At 38.2% G+C, this 21,836-nt stretch carries 20 protein-coding genes; 11 read left to right on the top strand and 9 right to left on the bottom strand.

Annotated elements, in window-relative coordinates:
• The 7 genes from istA (DOZ58_RS18420) to istB all read left to right on the top strand — a co-directional run.
• Positions 1 to 1,469, top strand: a 1,469-nt coding sequence (gene istA / locus DOZ58_RS18420; protein WP_111889634.1) for an IS21 family transposase, incomplete at its 5' end; no start/stop codon positions are given.
• The gene (locus DOZ58_RS18415; RefSeq protein WP_242988548.1) at positions 1,462 to 2,088 is read left to right on the top strand and encodes an ATP-binding protein; all 627 of its coding nucleotides are present in this window, start codon (positions 1,462 to 1,464) and stop codon (positions 2,086 to 2,088) included. The genes istA (DOZ58_RS18420) and DOZ58_RS18415, both read left to right, overlap by 8 nt.
• Positions 2,051 to 2,206 (top strand): ATP-binding protein, encoded by a 156-nt coding sequence (locus tag DOZ58_RS19050; RefSeq protein ID WP_322520086.1) that lies wholly within the window; start codon positions 2,051 to 2,053, stop codon positions 2,204 to 2,206. Before DOZ58_RS18415 ends, DOZ58_RS19050 begins: the two co-directional genes overlap by 38 nt.
• Before the next feature lie 733 nt (positions 2,207 to 2,939).
• Entirely contained in the window at positions 2,940 to 4,703 is a 1,764-nt protein-coding gene (locus DOZ58_RS18410) for a transposase (RefSeq protein ID WP_242988501.1), read from the top strand.
• The gene (locus DOZ58_RS18405) at positions 4,672 to 4,884 is read left to right on the top strand and encodes a DUF4315 family protein (protein WP_162624376.1); all 213 of its coding nucleotides are present in this window, start codon (positions 4,672 to 4,674) and stop codon (positions 4,882 to 4,884) included. Before DOZ58_RS18410 ends, DOZ58_RS18405 begins: the two co-directional genes overlap by 32 nt.
• A gap of 230 nt (positions 4,885 to 5,114) precedes the next feature.
• Positions 5,115 to 6,359, top strand: coding sequence for an IS21 family transposase (gene istA / locus DOZ58_RS18400; RefSeq protein ID WP_111887535.1), 1,245 nt, complete (start codon positions 5,115 to 5,117; stop codon positions 6,357 to 6,359).
• The gene (gene istB, locus DOZ58_RS18395; protein WP_111887536.1) at positions 6,353 to 7,141 is read left to right on the top strand and encodes an IS21-like element helper ATPase IstB; all 789 of its coding nucleotides are present in this window, start codon (positions 6,353 to 6,355) and stop codon (positions 7,139 to 7,141) included. The genes istA (DOZ58_RS18400) and istB overlap by 7 nt, the downstream gene beginning before the upstream one ends.
• Before the next feature lie 508 nt (positions 7,142 to 7,649).
• On the opposite strand, the gene DOZ58_RS18390 is transcribed toward istB, so the two are convergent.
• From DOZ58_RS18390 to DOZ58_RS18365, 6 genes are all read right to left on the bottom strand, one after another.
• A complete protein-coding gene (locus tag DOZ58_RS18390; RefSeq protein ID WP_204355439.1) occupies positions 7,650 to 8,162 on the bottom strand; it encodes a Mov34/MPN/PAD-1 family protein in 513 nt (170 codons plus the stop codon).
• The gene (locus DOZ58_RS18385; RefSeq protein WP_111889632.1) at positions 8,140 to 9,960 is read right to left on the bottom strand and encodes a ThiF family adenylyltransferase; all 1,821 of its coding nucleotides are present in this window, start codon (positions 9,958 to 9,960) and stop codon (positions 8,140 to 8,142) included. The genes DOZ58_RS18390 and DOZ58_RS18385 overlap by 23 nt, the downstream gene beginning before the upstream one ends.
• A complete protein-coding gene (locus DOZ58_RS18380) occupies positions 9,961 to 11,061 on the bottom strand; it encodes a nucleotidyltransferase (RefSeq protein WP_111889631.1) in 1,101 nt (366 codons plus the stop codon). It abuts the gene before it with no gap.
• 13 nt (positions 11,062 to 11,074) lie between these two features.
• Positions 11,075 to 12,466 carry an SAVED domain-containing protein gene (locus DOZ58_RS18375; protein ID WP_111889630.1) on the bottom strand — a complete coding sequence of 464 codons (1,392 nt, stop codon included), beginning with the start codon at positions 12,464 to 12,466 and terminating at the stop codon, positions 11,075 to 11,077.
• Positions 12,467 to 12,553: 87 nt separating this feature from the next.
• A complete protein-coding gene (locus DOZ58_RS18370) occupies positions 12,554 to 13,078 on the bottom strand; it encodes a hypothetical protein (protein WP_111889629.1) in 525 nt (174 codons plus the stop codon).
• Positions 13,075 to 14,268 carry an ATP/GTP-binding protein gene (locus DOZ58_RS18365; protein WP_111889628.1) on the bottom strand — a complete coding sequence of 398 codons (1,194 nt, stop codon included), beginning with the start codon at positions 14,266 to 14,268 and terminating at the stop codon, positions 13,075 to 13,077. The genes DOZ58_RS18370 and DOZ58_RS18365 overlap by 4 nt, the downstream gene beginning before the upstream one ends.
• Before the next feature lie 664 nt (positions 14,269 to 14,932).
• Here DOZ58_RS18365 and DOZ58_RS18360 point away from each other — a divergent pair.
• From DOZ58_RS18360 to DOZ58_RS19045, 4 genes are all read left to right on the top strand, one after another.
• Complete coding sequence (locus DOZ58_RS18360; RefSeq protein ID WP_162624578.1) at positions 14,933 to 15,241, top strand: helix-turn-helix domain-containing protein; 309 nt, start codon at positions 14,933 to 14,935, stop codon at positions 15,239 to 15,241.
• Between the two features lie 76 nt (positions 15,242 to 15,317).
• Complete coding sequence (gene istA / locus DOZ58_RS18355) at positions 15,318 to 16,673, top strand: IS21 family transposase (RefSeq protein WP_111889626.1); 1,356 nt, start codon at positions 15,318 to 15,320, stop codon at positions 16,671 to 16,673.
• Entirely contained in the window at positions 16,666 to 17,292 is a 627-nt protein-coding gene (locus DOZ58_RS18350; protein ID WP_242988548.1) for an ATP-binding protein, read from the top strand. Before istA (DOZ58_RS18355) ends, DOZ58_RS18350 begins: the two co-directional genes overlap by 8 nt.
• A 140-nt stretch (positions 17,293 to 17,432) precedes the next feature.
• Positions 17,433 to 17,588 carry an ATP-binding protein gene (locus DOZ58_RS19045; RefSeq protein ID WP_322520086.1) on the top strand — a complete coding sequence of 52 codons (156 nt, stop codon included), beginning with the start codon at positions 17,433 to 17,435 and terminating at the stop codon, positions 17,586 to 17,588.
• Positions 17,589 to 18,405: 817 nt separating this feature from the next.
• Here the strand turns inward: DOZ58_RS19045 and DOZ58_RS18340 are convergent.
• The 3 genes from DOZ58_RS18340 to DOZ58_RS18330 form a co-directional block, all read right to left on the bottom strand.
• The gene (locus DOZ58_RS18340; RefSeq protein ID WP_242988547.1) at positions 18,406 to 20,607 is read right to left on the bottom strand and encodes a copper-translocating P-type ATPase; all 2,202 of its coding nucleotides are present in this window, start codon (positions 20,605 to 20,607) and stop codon (positions 18,406 to 18,408) included.
• A gap of 215 nt (positions 20,608 to 20,822) precedes the next feature.
• Complete coding sequence (locus DOZ58_RS18335) at positions 20,823 to 21,014, bottom strand: ferredoxin (RefSeq protein WP_371414183.1); 192 nt, start codon at positions 21,012 to 21,014, stop codon at positions 20,823 to 20,825.
• A 447-nt stretch (positions 21,015 to 21,461) separates the two neighbouring features.
• Positions 21,462 to 21,683 (bottom strand): hypothetical protein, encoded by a 222-nt coding sequence (locus tag DOZ58_RS18330; RefSeq protein ID WP_111889624.1) that lies wholly within the window; start codon positions 21,681 to 21,683, stop codon positions 21,462 to 21,464.
• Positions 21,684 to 21,836: the final 153 nt, after the last annotated feature.

Here is a 21,836-nt window from a genome sequence, read left to right as displayed (position 1 = left end):
CCAGGGTGGTAAAGGCCTGCGATGCCCACCCGATTAATGAGCAGGAGCTTCAGGCCATTGACGAATCAAAACTGCATCAGCATCTCTTTCCGGAAGAAACACAGATCCCAGTAATGACACTACCGGATTATGATTACATCCATAAGGAACTGCTGAAAAATGGGGTGACCTTAAAGCTGCTCTGGGAAGAATATCTTGACACGTGTCGGCATACCCAAAGACCGCCTTATATGTATTCTCAATTCTGCAAGCTTTATCAGGAGCATGTCAATCAGAACCGGCTCACCATGCATATCCACCATAAACCCGGGGATAAAATCATGGTTGACTGGGCGGGAACACCCCTGCCGCTTTATGATCAGGTCACGGGAACAAGCTGTAAAGTTTATCTCTTTGTGGCAACCCTGCCGTTTAGCATGTATTGCTATGCGAAAGCCTGTCTGACCATGAAGGAAGAAGACTGGATCAATGCCCATATCAGTATGTATGACTATTTTGGTGCATCGACCCGATTGCTCATTCCCGATAACCTGAAGGTAGGCATTCTGAGTCATAAGAAGCATGAAGATCCCGTCATCAATCGGGCCTATCAGGAACTGGCTGATCATTATCAGACCGGGTTGTTGCCGGCCCGGATCTTATCTCCCAAAGATAAAGCCGCGGTGGAAGGTTCGGTTGGTCTGCTGACGAATCATGTGATGGGAAAACTCCGCAACCGGCAATTTTTTAGTATCCATGAAATGAATCGAGCCATACTGAAAGAGCTGGAACGATTCAATCATGCCGATTTTCAGAAAAAGGATGGTTCCCGTTATTCAGTATTTCAACAAGAAGAATTACCCTTTATGCAGCCACTTCCGAAATTTCCCTTTGAGTTTGCCCAGTGGAAAACCGCCACGGTTCAGCTGAACTACCATGTTTCAATCGATCATCAATATTATTCGATCCCCTATGAATACGTCCGGAAAAAAGTGGATCTCCGCTATACCCGAAATATCATTGAAGTTTTCTATAAGGGAACCCGGCTTTGCAGCCATCGGCGGCTGTATGGCCGACGGGGTCAGTATTCAACCAATGTCGACCACATGCCGATCAACCATCAACTTTACAGTGAATGGGATTCGGCCCGATTTTTAAGATGGGCCGACGATATTGGCCCATCGACAAAAGCCGTGGTTCAAAAGATGTTCGACTCTTATCGGGTGGAGGAACAGGCCTACAAAGGCTGTTTGTCTCTCTTAAAACTGGCCGATCACTATTCAGCCGAGCGACTGGAAAGCGCTTGCGGGGCGGCACTAGAATACATTCCCAATCCCCGCTACAAAAATATTAAACTGATTCTGGAATCCGGACAGGATTCGGTCGCTAGAAACAAAAAACAACCGACATCACAATCATCTCCGGATGAGATCAACAAATATGCCTATGTCAGGGGACCGGCTTATTACGGGGGTGACAGCGATGAATAATGATACGTTGAAAAAGCTGAAAACCATGCGGTTGCCCGTTTTTGCCCAATGTTACCAGAACCAGCTTGAAGATGAAATGACCTATCTTTCCATGTCATTTCAGGAACGTCTGGCTCTGATGGTCGATGCGGAGTATGATTCCCGACACAACAACAATATCAAACGGCTCATCAAGGAAGCTAAATTTAATAATTCAGCAGCTTTTCTGGGAAATATCGAATATCTGCCGGATCGTCATTTGAATCGCGAACTGCTGGAAAGTCTGGCAAGCAACGAATACATTCGCCAGGGGCAAAACGTCATTCTGGTTGGCGCCACCGGTTGCGGCAAAACCTATATTTCCAATGCACTGGGGGTAAATGCCTGCCAATCCGGTTATAAAGCACGCTATATTCGCTTACCAGATCTCTTTTGTGCTTTCGAAGCTGCACGGATTCAAGGAAAATACCATCATCTGCTCAATCAATTCAGAAAATGTTCCCTGATGATCCTGGATGAGTTTCTGCTTGTTCCCACTACGGATACACAACAGCGTGATCTGCTGGAGCTGATGGAAATCCGTTGTGGCCTAGACGTCCACAATTTTCTGTTCTCAATTTACTGCCGAAGGTTGGCATGAACGCCTGGGCAGCGGGGCTCTGGCTGATTCAATCCTTGACCGCATTGTCCCATCAGCTTACACGATGATCATTGATGGTGATGTTTCGATGCGACGAAGAAAGCGCAACATAAAATAATTCAAGCAATAATGGGAGCCATTTAGGTACTGGCTCCCTCTTTCGGAGCAGTGGCTCCGTATAACGGATCATCTGGCTCTATTTCAGGAGATTGGGTGGCTCCGCCACCCCGTAATATCCACCCATACATTTCATCATATATCTTTTCAGCAGCATCATCAGTAGAAGCAATTGGTATAAGTAGTGCCCCTTTTTCTTTTGCCGCTTACAATGTAATTGCAGGTCGAAAGAGGAAGGATCTGTTCTTTATTAAATATTTCTATTGTAATGCATAATTCCTCATTGACAAGATGTGGCAACTTATGCCGAATTTTTTTCAAAAAATAAAAACGACCAGACATCACTATCTAATCGCTTAATTGTTTCTTTTTATTCATTTTTGGTGGAGGCGATCCGTACCGGTTCGAGGTGACAATTGAGATATCAGGCTACAGGCATCTAAATTAATAATTAAAATTTGACCTACTGATTACGAATCAGTAGGTAATTGGCTTATTATTGACATCAATCAATGATATGCGACGCCATTATGACACGTTTCACTTTTTTATTAATTAAAAATTTAAATCTCTATAAGTCTTTAAATGTGAACTTTGCATCTAGGTTACACTAAGTCATAAAAAACTGTGTGAGAAAGTCTCAAAACCCCAGTAAAATCAAGGAAATTCACTTGCAAAACGTAGAAAAAAGTAGTATAATTTTAGTGTAACAGTTACACTAAAGGAGGCTGCTCATGTACTACGATTACACAGTCAAAATCCCTTTGGTTAGGGGCAAGATAATCACCAAGAAAAAGGGCGATTCAACTTATGTCCTTTTTCAATACGGCCAACAATACAATGTCGAAAAGAAATATGCCATACCCCAACGTACCATCATCGGAAAGATTCATTCAGATAATCATGATGTCATGTATCCGAACGAGAAATTTCAAGATTACTTTCCGGAGGTTACCCTTCCAGAAGAACTGCCGGATTCTTATCGAAGCTGCGCTTTGAAGATTGGTTCATATGCGGTAATCCAAAAGGTTCTCCAAGAATATAAGTTAGAGAATCTTCTGAATACATGGTTTCCAAAAGACTGTGGATTACTACTCGATCTAATGGCATATCTGATTGTTGATGAAGAAAATGCAGGCCAGTACTATCCTGATTTTGCATTTAACCACCCACTGTTTTCGGAGGGAATGAGGATATACAGCGATTCAAAAGTAAGCCGGTTCCTTAAATCAGTTACTCGGGAACAGATTATTGGCTTCCTAAATGACTGGAACAAAAAACGTGATCATAAACAATGCATTTACATTTCGTATGATTCAACAAACAAGAACTGCCAAGCCGGTGATATTGATCTTATAGAATACGGCAAAGCGAAGGATGAAAAAGGACTTCCAGTGTTTAATCTTGCATTAGCATTTGATAAGACCAACCGAGTTCCGCTATTTTATGAGGAATATCCAGGTTCAATAACCGATGTTTCCCAGTTTGAGTATATGGTAGACAAGGTGAAAGAGTACAATTATAAATCGGTCGGTTTTATTCTGGACAGAGGATATTTCAGCAAAGCCAATATAAAATACATGGAAGATAATGGTTACTCCTTCATCATCATGGTTAAAGGCCGTAAAAATCTCGTATCTGAGCTGATAACAGCGAACCGAAATACATTTGAAACTGATCGTGAGTGTGCTATCCGTTCATACAGAGTTTATGGAAAAACAGTTTTAGCTAAGTTGTATGAGGACGATAATACTCTTAGATATTTCCATTTATACTTCAACCCTTCCAAACAGGCTGCTGAGAGAGAACAGCTGGAGCAACTGATTGAAAGACTTGGATTGTATTTGGAAAAACATATTGGAAAAGATATCACACTTGGGAACGTATATCACGAATATTTTGACCTTCGCTATAACAACAAGCATGCGCTTGTCTCGTATACAGAAAAAAAGGATGTCGTTCGGAAAAAGTTGGAGCAATGCGGTTATTTCTGCATTATCACCTCTACTGAAATGACTGTATCACAGGCACTTATCCATTACAAAGGTCGGGATATCTCTGAAAAACTATTCAGCACGGACAAATCGTTTATTGGGTCTAAAAGCAACCGGGTTCACACTTCCGAATCATTGTCTGCAAAGCTGTTTATCGAATTTATTGCACTGATTGTCCGTAACAGAATCTACAACCTCTTGAAGGAAACGATGCTTCGATTAGATACAAAACCGAATTATATGACGGTGCCTGCGGCGCTTCGCGAACTGGAAAAAATCGAAATGGTTAGACGGAGTAAAGACCATTATCGGCTTGATCACGCCGTAACCAAACGGCAGAAGGTTATTCTAAGTTCATTCGGCATGGACGAGAATAATATTCGTGATATTGCAAGCGGAATCGGCAATCTATTGTCGAAGAACCAGTCGCTGATGACAAATACAGATAGCCAGAATGAGGAGGAATACGACGATGGCGCGGACGAAATCGATAACTTCGATTGAAACTGAAATTACAAGAATAAATAGTGAGCTAACAAAACTTCAAGAAAAACAGGAGGCTCTATCGGACAGATTGTTGGAACTTCAAAAGCAAAAGAAGGAACACGAGGCCAAACAAGTAATGGAGGCTTTCCAAAAAAGTGGCAAAAGCTTGCAGGAGCTGATGACATTTTTAGATGTCTGAGGCAACGGTTTTGAGTTTCAAAAAGTATTTAGTGTAACTTTTATGCAAAGTTGAGGATCTGATCCATTGTGAGCATTCTCCATTTCCTCCTTGTTCTTTGGTCAGATACAAGGATAATTGACTTGAGTTTTGCCCGCTGTCAAAATCGGTGTTAAAATACCCATAATAAACGGTTGAAAATTCCCCAAAAACACGGTATGTTTCTTCTTAAAGATAAGGAGGACAACCGAATGATTACAATTGAGGAGTATTACATGATCAAATGTTTAAAGAACAAGGGAATGTCAATCATGCAGATTTCCAGAGAAATGGGTGTTGATCGAAAAACGGTCAGCAACTGGCTTAAGCACAACGAACCGCCAGCATATCGGAAACGTCAGTTTCGGCAAGGAAAGCTTGATCCGTTTAAAGATTATATCCTGGAACGAATGAATGAAGGCTGTGTCAATGCCGCTGTGATTTTTGATGAAATTGCAGCCGACGGGTACCAGGGGAAAATGACGATTCTTCGGGAATTCATGAAACCATATCGCGAAAAAGTGTTAGCCAAAGCATCAATCCGCTATGAAACGCCCCCTGGCAAACAGGCCCAGGTTGACTGGGGAGAATTCGTTGTCACGATGCCCGATGGAAAGCTCAAAAAATTGTATGCCTTCATCATGGTTTTAGGGCATTCCAGAAATTATTATCTTGAGTTTACGGAGAGTTCGAAATTTGACACATTAATCGGTTGCCATGAACGGGCATTTGCCTATTTTGGTGGTGTAACAGAGAGCATTCTGTATGACAATATGAAAACTGTTGTTGCCCACAGTCACAAAACCGGCAACGATAAATGGAATCAGCGGTTTTTGCGATTTGCCGAGCATCACCATTTTATTCCGGTTCGGCATCGGCCTTATCTGCCCCGTTCCAAGGGCAAGGTGGAACGCGGGGTCCGATATGTACGCGGCAACTTCTGGCCCAGAGTCAAAAGCTTTTCCGATCTAACTGACCTCAATGAACAGGCTCGACTCTGGCTGGATACGAAATGTAACGTCAGGCTTCATCAGACAATTCACAAAATTCCCCGTGATAGACTGAAGGAAGAACAGCTGAAACCCGTTAATACCGAACCGTTTCTTTCTGTGGATCTGGTCAGCAGGAAGGTCATGAATGATTGTATGATCAGTTATCAGTCCAATTATTTTTCCGTTCCCTTCCGCTTTGTTGGTCACCGTGTCGGTGTGCGGGATCTGAGAAATGGAACGATTGAAATCTATGATGAAACTGGTGCTTTGATTGAAGGTTACCGGAAACCGGCTCAAAAACATCAGGTTCAAAAAATGAAAAAGCACTTTGAAGGATTGAACAGTCAAAACCATAAAGCCAAAGCCCGCAAAGCACCGCTTATGATTCCAGATCAATCGCCCAAAGTGCATCAAAGACCGCTCGCAGTCTATGATTCTTTAGTCAGTGAGGTGACCATATGGTAACCCATCACCTGAAGGAAGCTTTTGATCGTCTGAATCTCACGCATATGGCCGCCGTTTATGACCACCATGCTGAAGAAGCTTCCAAGGATAGTATATCCTATTTGGAGTTTCTGGACAAGCTGCTTTGGGCAGAAATTGATGCAAAAAGAGAACGGACAACTACGACGAACTTGAAACTTGCAAAATTTCCCTATATCAAGGCCATCGATTCATTTGACTTTGATTTCCAGCCCAGTGCCAATCAGCGTAAGGTAAATGAACTGAAAACGCTCGCCTTTGTGGAACGTTCCGAAAATGTCGTGTTTTTGGGCCCGCCCGGCGTTGGCAAAACTCATCTGGCCGTAGGTCTGGCGGTTTGTGCGATCAAAAGTGGCTATACTGCTTATTTTCTCAGTGCACATGAACTGATTTCAATGATTCAGGAAAATATTGTTTCCGGGCGCATTCATCGCAAACTTAAAACACTGAATAAACCCAATATCCTGATTATTGATGAAGTTGGCTATGCGGCCATGGATGATGAAGTGGCTCATTACTTTTTTCAGATTGTTTCCAATCGCTATGAAAAAGGCTCAATCATTCTGACTTCCAACAAGTCCTACGGTAGTTGGGGTGATGTGTTCGGAAATAATGTCGTTGCAACGGCGATCCTGGATCGACTGCTGCATCATTCCACAACGATCAATATCAAAGGTGACAGCTATCGGATTAGGGAAAAGAAAAAGGCTGGCTTTTATGATGTCAGCCTATATGAAAACGAATCGAACGATGCTAATGGGTAATTTTTACCGTTTATTTTGGGAAGTTTTAAAACGGTATTGACACCGCAATGGATTTTTGCAATATTGTGCATTTTCCAACTTGCAATACTATGGATTTTTGCTTTGCAACTTTCTACATTTTTATTTTACAATAAACATCCGATTGTAATTAAATGCATAATCGAATTCGCCCCTGACCCCAGATTTCTGGTTGGTTCGCAGTTCAGGTTGGCACCATCGGTGAAACGGAGTTTGCCGATCGGAATATACATTAAACACCTGTACTGAACCCACGTCTATGGAATAATATTTATTTCCAACATTCTCTAATTATTTTACACTTCACAGTAATTGAATAAAAAAAATAGCTAATTATCGCTAATTAGCTATTAATTTAGTTGTATTTAATTCATTAATGGTGGAGGCGACCCGTACCGGTTCATGGTGACAATTGATATTCAAGAATATAGGCATAGAATACTTTATATTCAAAATTAAAAGTTTGTCGGTTCATTTCTAAAGTTGTTATTTAATTATCTATATAATCCACCTCAATATGATTTAAAACAATATAACTATTCTCTGTAAAAACGCTTATAAAAATTTCCCTGCTAATACCAACACCACCAATAATCATTAATATTGGTTCAGGACATTTCAAATTTTCATCTTTTGAGAAAGCAATCATTTGGTTAATATCTAAACTACTTGGCTTTGCTGAAGCATCAGGATGATAATGCCATTCACCTAAATAATATTGACCATTTTTCCATGCATCATCAAAAATACTTTTTAATCCATTGGAACTTCTTTTAAAAAAATTTCTTTTATGAATAGATTTTTGGGGTGGTTCTGAGGTTTGCATTATATTTGCTGTTGAAAGATTTTGTGAGTAGTTTCCAATTAAAATCCCTCCTGTCTCTTTAGGATAAGATATCAAACAGTAATGGAGTAACTTTTCATAAACTGACTTTTCGAGTTTTACATAAAATCGTTGATTATTATCTTGAAAAAACATATTATCCATCTTCTCTTTTTTCAACTAACTGATACCCTTCAAAAATACCACTGTTGTCCTTTTGTTCATATACAAGTGATAAATTTTCTTTTGATTTTGAAGTAAAATAGTTTTCAATCGCTTTTACAGAAGTAGCAGCCGCCAACCAAACATCATCACTTCTTCCTGGAAATGTAGGATTCCAACAACCAATACCATTTCTCGGAAGGTTGAAATCGCTAAATAATTTTTTTTCTTTTTCTATATAAGGGAAAATCAAATCATAAAATCCAGTGAAGTCATATGAATTGCCGTTCATTAATGTCATATATAATCTTTTGGCACCTAAACCAACTGAAACAGAAACGAAAATATGCTTCTTTTTAAAATTAATATTTTGAAAAATATCTAATACATTATTTTCTCCGGTGCATTCTAAAATTATATCATATTTTTCTAAATCTGTATTTGTTTTTAAATTACTATCATTTGAAAGTAATTTTTTTATTACATCGACATTCGCATGGGGATTTAAAGAATTAAGGTACTTACATAAAGACACCTCTTTTAATCCTCCAATGTCATTTAAATTTAAAGTATGCCGTGATAAATTGCCCACTGATAATAGATCATTATCCATAATAGTAAGGTTGCTTAGACCTGATCTAACAAGTATTTCTGCAATTGATGCTCCTATACAACCACCACCTACAAGTAATATTCTCTTTCTTAGTAACTGGTCATTCATTTTTCCACGCGTCGATATTTCTTGTTGATTCCAATTTTCAGAATCTATCCAATCTATTTTATTACTTCTATTAAATACTTCACATTTATCACGTCGCCACCAACCTAAATTGTTATTTCTAAATCCATTAGCTGTTTTTTTACCTTGTGAAACAACCGGTAAATATAAAGCATTCCAAAAAATAATTTCTGGTTCTCCACCAAAATATTTTGGAATCGGAAAGCCAAGTAAAAACAAATGCCTTTTTCCATCCCTAATTTTAGAAACAACTTTTTCCAAAACACCTACAATATCAACATTTTGGTTATTACAAGCATCTATTAAGTCACCGAATGTTTCTGGTGCTTGCCACTCGTTAATTACAGGAGGTTGATTCAAAAGTACCCATGGAGCTTTGATTAAATTAGTTAAATGTGCTGCTTCAAGCTGCTTTCCCCATTTTGTATAGTGTACACTAGTTCCAACTAATGATTTAAATATTTTCACGTAATATGTAAATGGGTTGCTTTTATAAACATCAAGTTCAGCAATTCCATATTTACATTCGGTACTTTCCCATTGCATAAATGTAACAACATCTTCTGAAAAAGCAAATTGCTTATCTAATGTATTTCTCAAAGTAAACTCAGGTAATTCAAATGGCTCATTATCTGAAATCAATTGCCCTTTTGCAGCCAATTCAAGCCAAGATACTGAACGCTTTACATGATAAAGCAAACGATCATCAATACCATGTGGTTCAGATTGAAAATTATTTAAAGTATTTTTTTCAAGGCATAACGCACCCGATCGCCATAAACCATTTTTCACGATTTTTGAGTTATTCGATTGATGATTTAAAGTAACTTTAATCCCATTCTCAATATCAGGATACATTTTTAATTTTCCTTTTGGATATTCAGAACTAACAACTAAATACCATTGAGAATCTCTTAAAATATATGATATTTCTGATTCAACTGAGATATTTATGCGTAAGTACCATACTTGCATAGTTTCATCAAATTGCCAGTCAGTTAATATTTTAACCTGCGACAATGAGTCTAGAGGCCTACGAGCTTGGTTTAATTTGTTAAGGATTAAGTTTTCTTCCATCTAAGCAAATCTTCCTTCAGGAATAGATGTTGATTTTTCTACCCGGTTCGTAAAACCTCCTGAAGAACCCGAATTTGATGACTTTGGTGCGGGTGGGAATTCATTCCCGAAAATTTCCCTCCATTTACAAACGCTATCATAAAAATCGTCACAATCAAAAGCTTCACGAGCTATTATGGCTGCAGAACAAACTGTATCATAAAAATCGGAATACTCATCGACTGATATTCGACCAAAAACATCGTGTTCTGGAACTCCTCTGTCGCCTAAAAAAGGTTTCTCTTGATAATTAGAAACAATATTTTCTAATGTTAAAACGACACCTTCAGCAATACTATTTATGCCATTTGGACAACAATTACCAATAAAATGTTCTAACGGATAACTCTTGGGATGCTTTGTCTCTGGATACTGTGTTTTACGCCACCACTTTATTGCTTTAACAACATTTACATAATGAGTGTTGCAATTTTTGTTTTTCTCAACTGTCCAGTATATTTGTTCCAAAGGGTGTGTCTTGTCCCATTTTTCTGCTTCGCGATCTGGAATGAGAAGCGGTTCAGATTTCCATTCAGATTGAGCATCTGATTTACAAAATAGATTGTATTTACTTTCCAACAAAATAGATTTTGTGAGAAGTCTTTGCTGAAAATCTTCGATTGTGTAATCGGAAACAATAGCATCGTCTCGAAGAATTCCTGTTTCACTTTCGCTAGGAGCAGAAGTAGGTACTATATCTAAATCTACATAACTCAAGCTTATACCTATCGATCTACCTTGAATCCTATATTTGTCTTCATAATATTTATCTAAAAATGGAATAAATAAATTTATTGCTTCTTCAGGAGTATATTCATCAGCATCTAGTTTTGTTACAACAATTACATCAACGTCAGATTTATTACCATTTTTAGGCTTTACAGCTGTAGAACGACGATAACTACCTTGTAAAAAAGTACTAGTTACTATTTTTGATAAAGTTTCATCATTTTCTAGCCTTTTTCTTAAGACAGAATGACCAGTTTTTAAATCATTTACTTGATTGTTAGACAACCGAATATTTGCCAAAAAATCCTTAAAGTATGAAGGCACTGTGGACATAAATAATCCTCCTTTATTTTGTAAAATCTATTGATTGTGAATATGAACAAGAATCTCTTAGTTCAAAATCATATTCATACAATATACACTTACCAAAGCCAAGAGAGTTTTGACCTAAGAAAAACATAAATGCATTAGGCGCAGATGCAAAAATATGTAAAATTGCGCATCGTTCAGCAGTGTTTCTATCGGAGAGCGCGGAATAAATTGAATTTGCTAAAATAGTTGCATGAGTACCATCTTCAACCGAAATATTTGTAGCCCCAACTTTATTTAGTGTGCAATTGATAACACGTCCTATTGGTAGTTTAATGTCCTTAATATAATCCACTACATCACCGTAAATATTGCGAGTCACATTTAAGATTATTGCAGAATCGTTTCGATTTATATTCGTTTTTTCATGAGAAAATTGCCAATCAGAATATTTTCTTTCAGGAACTCTTGTAATATCCCATAAAATTGTGCCTTTAGTCGTAGTTTTTTGTACAGGAAAGATATCAATACCTGATTTATTATCTAGAACTCTTCCGGCTGCAAAGGCTACAGACGAATGTGTATCCAAAAATATTTGGTAAGCATGTTTCTTATTAGTATTATTAAGCAAAAATTCTTCCAAATTTTGATAAATATCTTCGTTCCAATTATGATTATTTTTCAATCTACGGCCATCAAATTTGTCAAGTAATGATAAACAACTTTCTGTCTCATTTTCCAATTTTTCTGCACCTCGATTAAAGCTCTTTATTCCGATAGATGTTCTTTGAATAGAATGCCCATCGGCCAAAAGAAGAATTCGTTTTTCTAATTCGTCATCAAACACTTTTCTGTCAATCCCCTTACCTTGCGTTGAGGAAATCATCTGGTCATTAACAGTAGCAGAGCTTATAAAACTTATTTGATCATAAGTCATCTTTTTATTTCGGTATGAAATATATTTGTGCAGAGAGTCTCTTACTAGTTTTTCTAAAAGATTGATTTCAAATAGAATGTTAACAATTTCTATTTGGTTTTCATCTAGAATATTTGTATCAAAGCCAGCCAACGATTTTTTTGCCTTTTCATCAATATCTTTGTCATAATACTTTTTAACTGAATTTATAAAAGTAATTGTATCTTTATCACATTGTCCAATTAGAAATAATTCATATTTTGTACTAGAAACATCTTCTATAAGCTCCAAGAGCCAAGCCTTAATATTTGATTTTGAAAAAGAATTGATCGTTGATTTTACTTGAATACTTTTAATTATTTGTTTTTCTTTTTCTAACGCTATATCTACTTTATCCTTTGAAGTTGGAAATTCTATATAGATCTTATCCCAAGCTGTTTGAGCTGTTAATGCTTCTAACACCGATGCAAAAGCCTGATATAAAAATCCTCGTGAAGCTTCTTTCCCTCCCATAATCTAATTACCTCAACTTTCATTTTAAGCAATCGACAAAATATTTACACTTTCTTCAAGAATAAATATCATCCAATATGTTCAATATTATGGAATAGTTAACAAATCATATAATGTATATTCATTATTAATGATTTTTGATATACGTTTATACTCGTGTATGCAATGAATTAATTTATTAATATCAGAAAAATATGAATATACAAAGCTATAGCTTTTAACACCTTTAAGTTTTAACTCACTTTTACAAAATTCGCTTGGTTTCATATTAGATTTTTTATATTGAAAATATTTGTTTTCATTGATTATAATTAACATTTCTATCTCTGGTGCTGTAATAATATTAATTACCGATACCTTATCTTTGTATAATGGACTCAGCGTGAATCTCTCTCTTCTTGAATCTAAAATTCTTAAGACCGTAATAGTATCATTAAAACTCTTTTGCAAATACGTTTTTTCAAATGTTCTTGCTGAGCGACACTTTATCATATTTCTTGTAAGAAGATTTTCAGAACTAAAGCATAATTTATTGTTTTCTAAAAGCAAATCCATAATTGCTTGCTCAGCCGCACCTTCACATATGCATGCTACATAACCATCAAATATCATACATCTTCCTTCAACTTTAAATCACAAAGTACTTTTTCAAAGGCCATATAAGATTCATATGAAGGTACTGTCCCCTCTAAATAACCACTTTCGTATACCTCACTTTTTTTAAGATCGCTTCTTTTCAATAGTTTTGATAGATTTTGGACATTGATACCATGATCATTTTTTATAATATAAATATTGTCATTTCTTTCAAATTCATCCAACAATTCAGGATAGTGAGTCGAAAATAATAATACTGCCCCTTTTTTATTTATTTTTTTATTCATAAAAAGTCTAATAAGTGTTGCTACAATTTCCTTATTAAAGTGATTTTCTAATTCATCTACAATCAAGTAACCACCTTCTTGTAATGAACTAATTGCACTCATGAATACATTTAGTCCCTTTATAGTTCCTGAAGATAAATATTTTTCCAATTCGAGTGGTGAATATAAAATTAATTCTTTTTTTCCCTTGAACTTTAATTTTATTTCCTTCAAATCTATTTGAGCATCATTCAGATCATCAACATTAAAACGTAAATATTCGATGCTCGAATCTAAAAAAGTTATTAATTCTTGAGGAAAATCACCTATTACTCTAATAAGATTTATATTCGTCCAATCAACTAAATCATTAAAAAATATTTTAGTATTATTTTTCTTGTTTAATGATATAACGATACTAATGTCGTTTGGTAAATATTCTTCATCACCTTTTCTTACTAGCATAGGTTCAATATCTGAAAAATCAAAAATGCTTTTTTTTGTTATTATAGTATTAATATGTTTCATCCATATATTTTCATTTTCTATTGTGTATTTTTCAATTGCCTTGTTATCAATATAATCTTTTTTGATTGTTGTATGTAATTTATATAGTTTATCAGATTTAATACTAAAATAAACTTCAAAATCAACCCGATCATCTACAGAAATCCCTTCCAAAATATCATTGCATTTTATCTTATTAATAGGTTCATTATCAATCATTTGAATAACAAATGAAATCAATTTTAAAGTAGAAGTTTTCCCAGACGCATTCACACCTATAAATGCAAGAACATTATTTTGATAGATTTTCGAAGATATTTGATGAAGCATCTCATTTTTTTCGTTTCTAACTCGTTGCAAAGTTGTAAAGTCTATATCTAAATTATCCGAAAATAATTTTAGTCCATTTGCTTTTATCTTTAATATTTTCATTTCATCACCTCTTTAATACATATATCGTGTTTTTATATTTATATTATATATTATAAAAGCTTTTATTGCAATATAATTATATGTTTAAAACATAAAGCATGTTTTAAAATACTTTTCTTCTTCAATTACTAAAAAGGGCGCAGAAGTCCCGATTTCAAAATTAATCAAAATGATCTGATTTCCGCTCAAAATAAATTGCTAACAGGTATGTTTTTCATCTATACTAGATTCTCGTTATCCTTCGTCCAAACTATAAAGGTTGCCCTTTTGTGAATCTAAAATCTCTCCCAAAGTTTTCCCCAAACCGAGATTTATTTACTTGGGTATGCGTTCTCCACCCCAATGGCGACAGGTTAAATCCAGTTCACCAAAACCACCAAATAGATGTGTTATTTAGGCTCTAACACACAGTAAAATATAATGATAAAAAGTAACGGCGGCCAAGTTGAGTATTCCGCTGATTTAGAGCCACACAATCTCCTGCACATCCCCATACTGAGTATTCCGCTGATTTAGAGCCACACAATCTCCTGCGCAGAGCCACTTAATCCGATGCGGGGAGCCACCTGTTAAAAAAATCAAATCCGCTATAGAGAGCCACTTTCGTAAGTATTAAAATGAAGCTACGGGATAACCGTGATACTTACGAAAGGAGGACATGTTAATGTCCAAAGAAAAACAGATTTTGCAGCTCCGTCTTGACGGATTCAGCCAGCGGAGAATTGCGGATACGTTAAAAGTATCCCGAAACACAGTAGCCAGGGTGGTTAAGGCCTGCGATGCCCACCCGATTAATGAGCAGGAGCTTCAGGCCATTGACGAATCAAAACTGCATCAGCATCTCTTTCCGGAAGAAACAAGGCCTGCGATGCCCACCCGATTAATGAGCAGGAGCTTCAGGCCATTGACGAATCAAAACTGCATCAGCATCTCTTTCCGGAAGAAACAAGGCCTGCGATGCCCACCCGATTAATGAGCAGGAGCTTCAGGCCATTGACGAATCAAAACTGCATCAGCATCTCTTTCCGGAAGAAACACAGATCCCAGTAATGACACTACCGGATTATGATTACATCCATAAGGAACTGCTGAAAAATGGGGTGACCTTAAAGCTGCTCTGGGAAGAATATCTTGACACGTGTCGGCATACCCAAAGACCGCCTTATATGTATTCTCAATTCTGCAAGCTTTATCAGGAGCATGTCAATCAGAACCGGCTCACCATGCATATCCACCATAAACCCGGGGATAAAATCATGGTTGACTGGGCGGGAACACCCCTGCCGCTTTATGATCAGGTCACGGGAACAAGCTGTAAAGTTTATCTCTTTGTGGCAACCCTGCCGTTTAGCATGTATTGCTATGCGAAAGCCTGTCTGACCATGAAGGAAGAAGACTGGATCAATGCCCATATCAGTATGTATGACTATTTTGGTGCATCGACCCGATTGCTCATTCCCGATAACCTGAAGGTAGGCATTCTGAGTCATAAGAAGCATGAAGATCCCGTCATCAATCGGGCCTATCAGGAACTGGCTGATCATTATCAGACCGGGTTGTTGCCGGCCCGGATCTTATCTCCCAAAGATAAAGCCGCGGTGGAAGGTTCGGTTGGTCTGCTGACGAATCATGTGATGGGAAAACTCCGCAACCGGCAATTTTTTAGTATCCATGAAATGAATCGAGCCATACTGAAAGAGCTGGAACGATTCAATCATGCCGATTTTCAGAAAAAGGATGGTTCCCGTTATTCAGTATTTCAACAAGAAGAATTACCCTTTATGCAGCCACTTCCGAAATTTCCCTTTGAGTTTGCCCAGTGGAAAACCGCCACGGTTCAGCTGAACTACCATGTTTCAATCGATCATCAATATTATTCGATCCCCTATGAATACGTCCGGAAAAAAGTGGATCTCCGCTATACCCGAAATATCATTGAAGTTTTCTATAAGGGAACCCGGCTTTGCAGCCATCGGCGGCTGTATGGCCGACGGGGTCAGTATTCAACCAATGTCGACCACATGCCGATCAACCATCAACTTTACAGTGAATGGGATTCGGCCCGATTTTTAAGATGGGCCGACGATATTGGCCCATCGACAAAAGCCGTGGTTCAAAAGATGTTCGACTCTTATCGGGTGGAGGAACAGGCCTACAAAGGCTGTTTGTCTCTCTTAAAACTGGCCGATCACTATTCAGCCGAGCGACTGGAAAGCGCTTGCGGGGCGGCACTAGAATACATTCCCAATCCCCGCTACAAAAATATTAAACTGATTCTGGAATCCGGACAGGATTCGGTCGCTAGAAACAAAAAACAACCGACATCACAATCATCTCCGGATGAGATCAACAAATATGCCTATGTCAGGGGACCGGCTTATTACGGGGGTGACAGCGATGAATAATGATACGTTGAAAAAGCTGAAAACCATGCGGTTGCCCGTTTTTGCCCAATGTTACCAGAACCAGCTTGAAGATGAAATGACCTATCTTTCCATGTCATTTCAGGAACGTCTGGCTCTGATGGTCGATGCGGAGTATGATTCCCGACACAACAACAATATCAAACGGCTCATCAAGGAAGCTAAATTTAATAATTCAGCAGCTTTTCTGGGAAATATCGAATATCTGCCGGATCGTCATTTGAATCGCGAACTGCTGGAAAGTCTGGCAAGCAACGAATACATTCGCCAGGGGCAAAACGTCATTCTGGTTGGCGCCACCGGTTGCGGCAAAACCTATATTTCCAATGCACTGGGGGTAAATGCCTGCCAATCCGGTTATAAAGCACGCTATATTCGCTTACCAGATCTCTTTTGTGCTTTCGAAGCTGCACGGATTCAAGGAAAATACCATCATCTGCTCAATCAATTCAGAAAATGTTCCCTGATGATCCTGGATGAGTTTCTGCTTGTTCCCACTACGGATACACAACAGCGTGATCTGCTGGAGCTGATGGAAATCCGTTGTGGCCTAGACGTCCACAATTTTCTGTTCTCAATTTACTGCCGAAGGTTGGCATGAACGCCTGGGCAGCGGAGCTGATGGAAATCCGTTGTGGCCTAGACGTCCACAATTTTCTGTTCTCAATTTACTGCCGAAGGTTGGCATGAACGCCTGGGCAGCGGAGCTGATGGAAATCCGTTGTGGCCTAGACGTCCACAATTTTCTGTTCTCAATTTACTGCCGAAGGTTGGCATGAACGCCTGGGCAGCGGTGCCCTGGCGGATTCAATTCTTGACCGCATTGTCCCATCAGCCTACACGATGATCATTGATGGTGATGTTTCGATGCGTCGAAGAAAGCGCAACATAAAATAATTCAAGCAATATGGGAGCCATTTAGGTACTGGCTCCCTCTTTCGCAGCAGTGGCTCCGTACAACGGATCATCTGGCTCTATTTCAGGAGATTGGGTGGCTCCGCCACCCCGTAATATCCACGTTGAAGGTATAAAGGCAATAATTCCGATTTAAGCGGAAGTAGTTCGTTTTTTTCAATGCGTGCAATTTTTTCATCCCGACTCATTAGATAACCGCTGATTGGCTTCACTTCACACCTCAATTTAGATATGAAAAAAAAGCCACCTATTATAAACAGGTGGCAATTAAATCAATAAAATGGCGCGCCCTGGGCGTACCCTACCGTATGTACGACAATTATTCAGAAAGCACGGGAAATTGATTAAGAATTATTTAAGTTTATTTGTCACTTTCCTTGGTGGAGGTGATCCGTACCGGTTTAAGGTGACAATTTGCATTGAAGACTATCGTCATAATTAATCTTATTTGCCCATTCATACAAATGGCGTTCCCTACCGTATGAACGTCAATTAATAGAGAATTAAATGGCTTTCATAAAGAGTGATTTATTCCTTATCACATTATTTAATGATCCATTCCCCAGATCGATTATTCCCTTTGCGGATAATCATACCTTTATCCTGTAAGTCAGCCATGATTAGTTTTACCGAACAGTTCTCCTTTGTCTTTTAAAGATGTGTATATACTTTTATTAGTAAACACTCTAATTAGAATATTTTCATTTTTAACAACTTCCTTTAAAATCTCAATAATACATTTTGTATATTCCGACCGTGAAAGGCCACCTGGATCAGCTATCAGATACCATAGCAAATGTTAATCAATTTTAAGTAGTTTGGCATTGATTGCCACGATGATTGTACTTACGGACATAAGTGCTGCCCCAACAGCCGGGTTTATTACGACCCCCTGATAATACAGGACGCCTGCTGCTAAAGGCAGTGCGATCACATTATAAGCGGTAGCCCAGATCAAGTTTTGGATCATTTTTTGATAGGTTGCTTTTGAAAGCTTTAAAATAGTTACCACATCCAGTGGATTGCTTCGTACTAGAATAACATCTGCCGTTTCAATGGCTACATCGGTTCCCGCTCCGATGGCGATACCTAAATCAGCTTGTGCCAGTGATGGTGCATCATTTACTCCGTCGCCAGTCATTGCCACGATCTTGCCTTCGTTAATAAAACCCGTAATTCTAGCTGCTTTTTCTTGGGGCAATACCTCTGCAATCACGGTATCGATGTTCAGCTGATTGCCAACATATGCGGCAACGCGCTGATTGTCCCCTGTTAATAAAATCGTTTCGATCTCCATCGACTTTAGCATCTCAATCGCCTCTCTGGCAGTATCTCTGATCATGTCTGATAATGCCAGATAGCCAAGGAGGTTATCGCCATCTAATATGAATACTACTGTTTTTCCCATTTGGGCGAGTTTTTCATAATCCTCGGCGTCAAAAGCGATCTTTTCAGAACGCATATAGCCGGGACTCACGATCATCAGTTCACGTCCATCTACCTTGGCTTTTAATCCCTTACCCGGAATATTTTGATAATCCTTTACTGCCCTCAACTTGAGGTTTAATTTTTTTCCTTCATTTACAATACCCTTTGCAATTGGATGTTCCGAGTTTGCTTCAACTGAATACGAAAGTGAGAGAAGTTCATGCTGAGTTATACCAATGGCTTTGATATCCGTTATCCCAAATGTACCTTCAGTCAAGGTTCCGGTTTTGTCGAAAACCACGGCATTCAGTTTTCGCGCGTTTTCAAATGCTGCCCGATCTCTAATTAAAAGACCTTTTTGCGCTCCGATGCTTGTCGAAACAGCCGTTACCAGCGGTACGGCCAAACCTAATGCGTGAGGGCAGGAAATAACAATAACGGTGACTGCGCGTGTAACTGCAAAATTCAGATCTTTTGAGATAATCAGCCATGCCAAAAAAGTCAATACTCCGGCAATCACGGCGATATAAAACAACCACTTGGCTGCTTTGTCTGCTAATCGTTGGGTATTGGATTTTGAATCCTGGGTTTCACGAACAAGTTTGACCACTTGTGACAGAAAGGTATCTTCACCCACTCGCGACACATGAAATTTCAAAATCCCTTCACCATTGATGGAACCACCGACGATTTCATTGCCTTTTTCTTTTTCAACCGGGACTGATTCTCCTGTAATCATCGATTCATTCACTGCTGATCTGCCATCATAAACTAAACCATCAATAGGAATCTTTTCACCCGGTTTGACAAGAATAGCATCTCCAGCCTTCAATTGTTTTACCGAAACATCAGTAATTTCACCGTTGGCCGTTATCTGGTGTGCTTCTTCAGGCATCAGTTTAACCAGTTCATCCAATGCCCTCGATGCGCCCATTACCGATTTCATTTCAATCCAATGACCTAAAAGCATGATCACAATTAATGTGGCTAGCTCCCAAAAGAAGTCATCACCGTTTATAAAAAATACAGTTAGGGTGCTATAGATATAGGCGATTGTGATCGAAAGCGCAATCAGTGACATCATTGCTGGTGATTTTTTCTTAAGCTCATCCCTGGCCCCAGTAAGAAAAGGCTTTCCGCAATAAATAAAAAGTATGGTTGAAAGACCAAACAGTAAATAGGAATCTCCCGTAAAACCCCAATCGACACCGATAAACATTTGGATCATTGGCGATAAGAGTAATATCGGTACCGTAATAATCAAAGCGATAAAAAATCTTTTTCTAAAATCCGCCACCATCATCGCATGATGATCATCATGTTCGGTATGTTCTCCATGCTCCGGAATAGGATGGTGTGAATGCTTCTTTTCTACAGGGGAAACCGGTCGGTCTGCTTGAGGCATTTGATTCATTTTCCCATGAGCGTGGTTATGCGTATGTTCATTATTCTTTTTCAGATTTTCCGTGGGTATATGATCTTTATGGGCATGATGGGTTCCATGCTCATCACCCATTAATGCTCCTTCAGATTGAGTCTTCTGGGGATTCTGAGTTGTATTTTCTTTGTCCATCTCATTCACATCCTTTCTTTCTCAATAATATATATAAAACCCGATCACAATTTTAAAACTGAAATCGGGTTATATAAATGTTTTCTGCAAAGTAATTGACCACAAAGAAACCCGTCGTATTTGTGTTTTAAATTAATACTTAAATAAAAAACATGCCAATCACTGTCTTTTTAAAGCAAACACTTTTTTCATGCGGTATTCTAAAACAATCGATTCTAATCGACAGTTATAGCGCTAACTGGGCACTCCTCCTGAGCTTCAATCACACAGGCTTCATTTTCCGACGAGATTACATCGGAAATCACTTCAGCGATACTATCGTTGTCCATTTCAAACACATTCGGACAAACAGATTCACACAAACCACATCCAACACAAGCATCCCGATCCACTGTAGCTTTCATCATCGAACTTCCATACATATATTTAAACAGCTACTTTTTTCAGAACCAAAGTCAATTAGACTCCAATCAGAAAAACTGTTTATTATTCTAAATTACCCACAACAATCAAATCTAAACATTTTCTGAATTGAACGCCAGTATGTAATCTGCCACTTCCAGTATAATATTCGCAGGTGGCAAAATTTCAAAGTCGTAAGGAACCTGGGTAGTGCAATCGTTTATTCAGAAGTTCTGCCCGCAACGAATATTTTTTAATTAATTCTGAAAATGTTCATCATTTCTTTCCCTAAGGCTCTAACTCCGGCCAATTTGATCAGACAGAGATTTCGTAAAGTAAAAACATTGCATAAGCTTTTTCATTTTCATATTAATAAGCAACCGGTATCCTTTCAGAATAAAAGAAACAATAAAGTCTTTATCAACCCTAATGCGCACCTCAACCAGCGCCTGTTAAATCTTATTTTCATTCAGCGCTTGTAACTGGTAATCGGTCTTTTCTAAATTCAATGTATCCAGAAAATCATGAATAAATAGATCATTTTTTCGTTCAATATCAGATGGGTAGCCCCAGCTGATCGATGCAATGTTGTTATCAAAAATCGGCGTCATTCTTAAAAGTTTTCCAGATTGGGGGTCTTTCAAAAAACCATAGTTTTCGGTATAGCGATCCATATTAAAGCAGATTCTATCCAGAAACAGTGGATCACCAGATAGGTTTTAATTCTTTGATCCGATTGTGTTTTTTGCAAGTACTTTTTGCAGAAAGTTGCAAGTTAAAAATACAGAATGTTGCATTATGGAAAATCCATAGTTTTGCAAGCTAAA

The organism is Acetobacterium sp. KB-1, from assembly GCF_003260995.1.
GTDB lineage: Bacteria > Bacillota > Clostridia > Eubacteriales > Eubacteriaceae > Acetobacterium > Acetobacterium carbinolicum.
The sequence above is the reverse complement of the archived record's forward strand: the minus strand, read 5'-3'. Positions and strand labels throughout refer to the sequence as shown.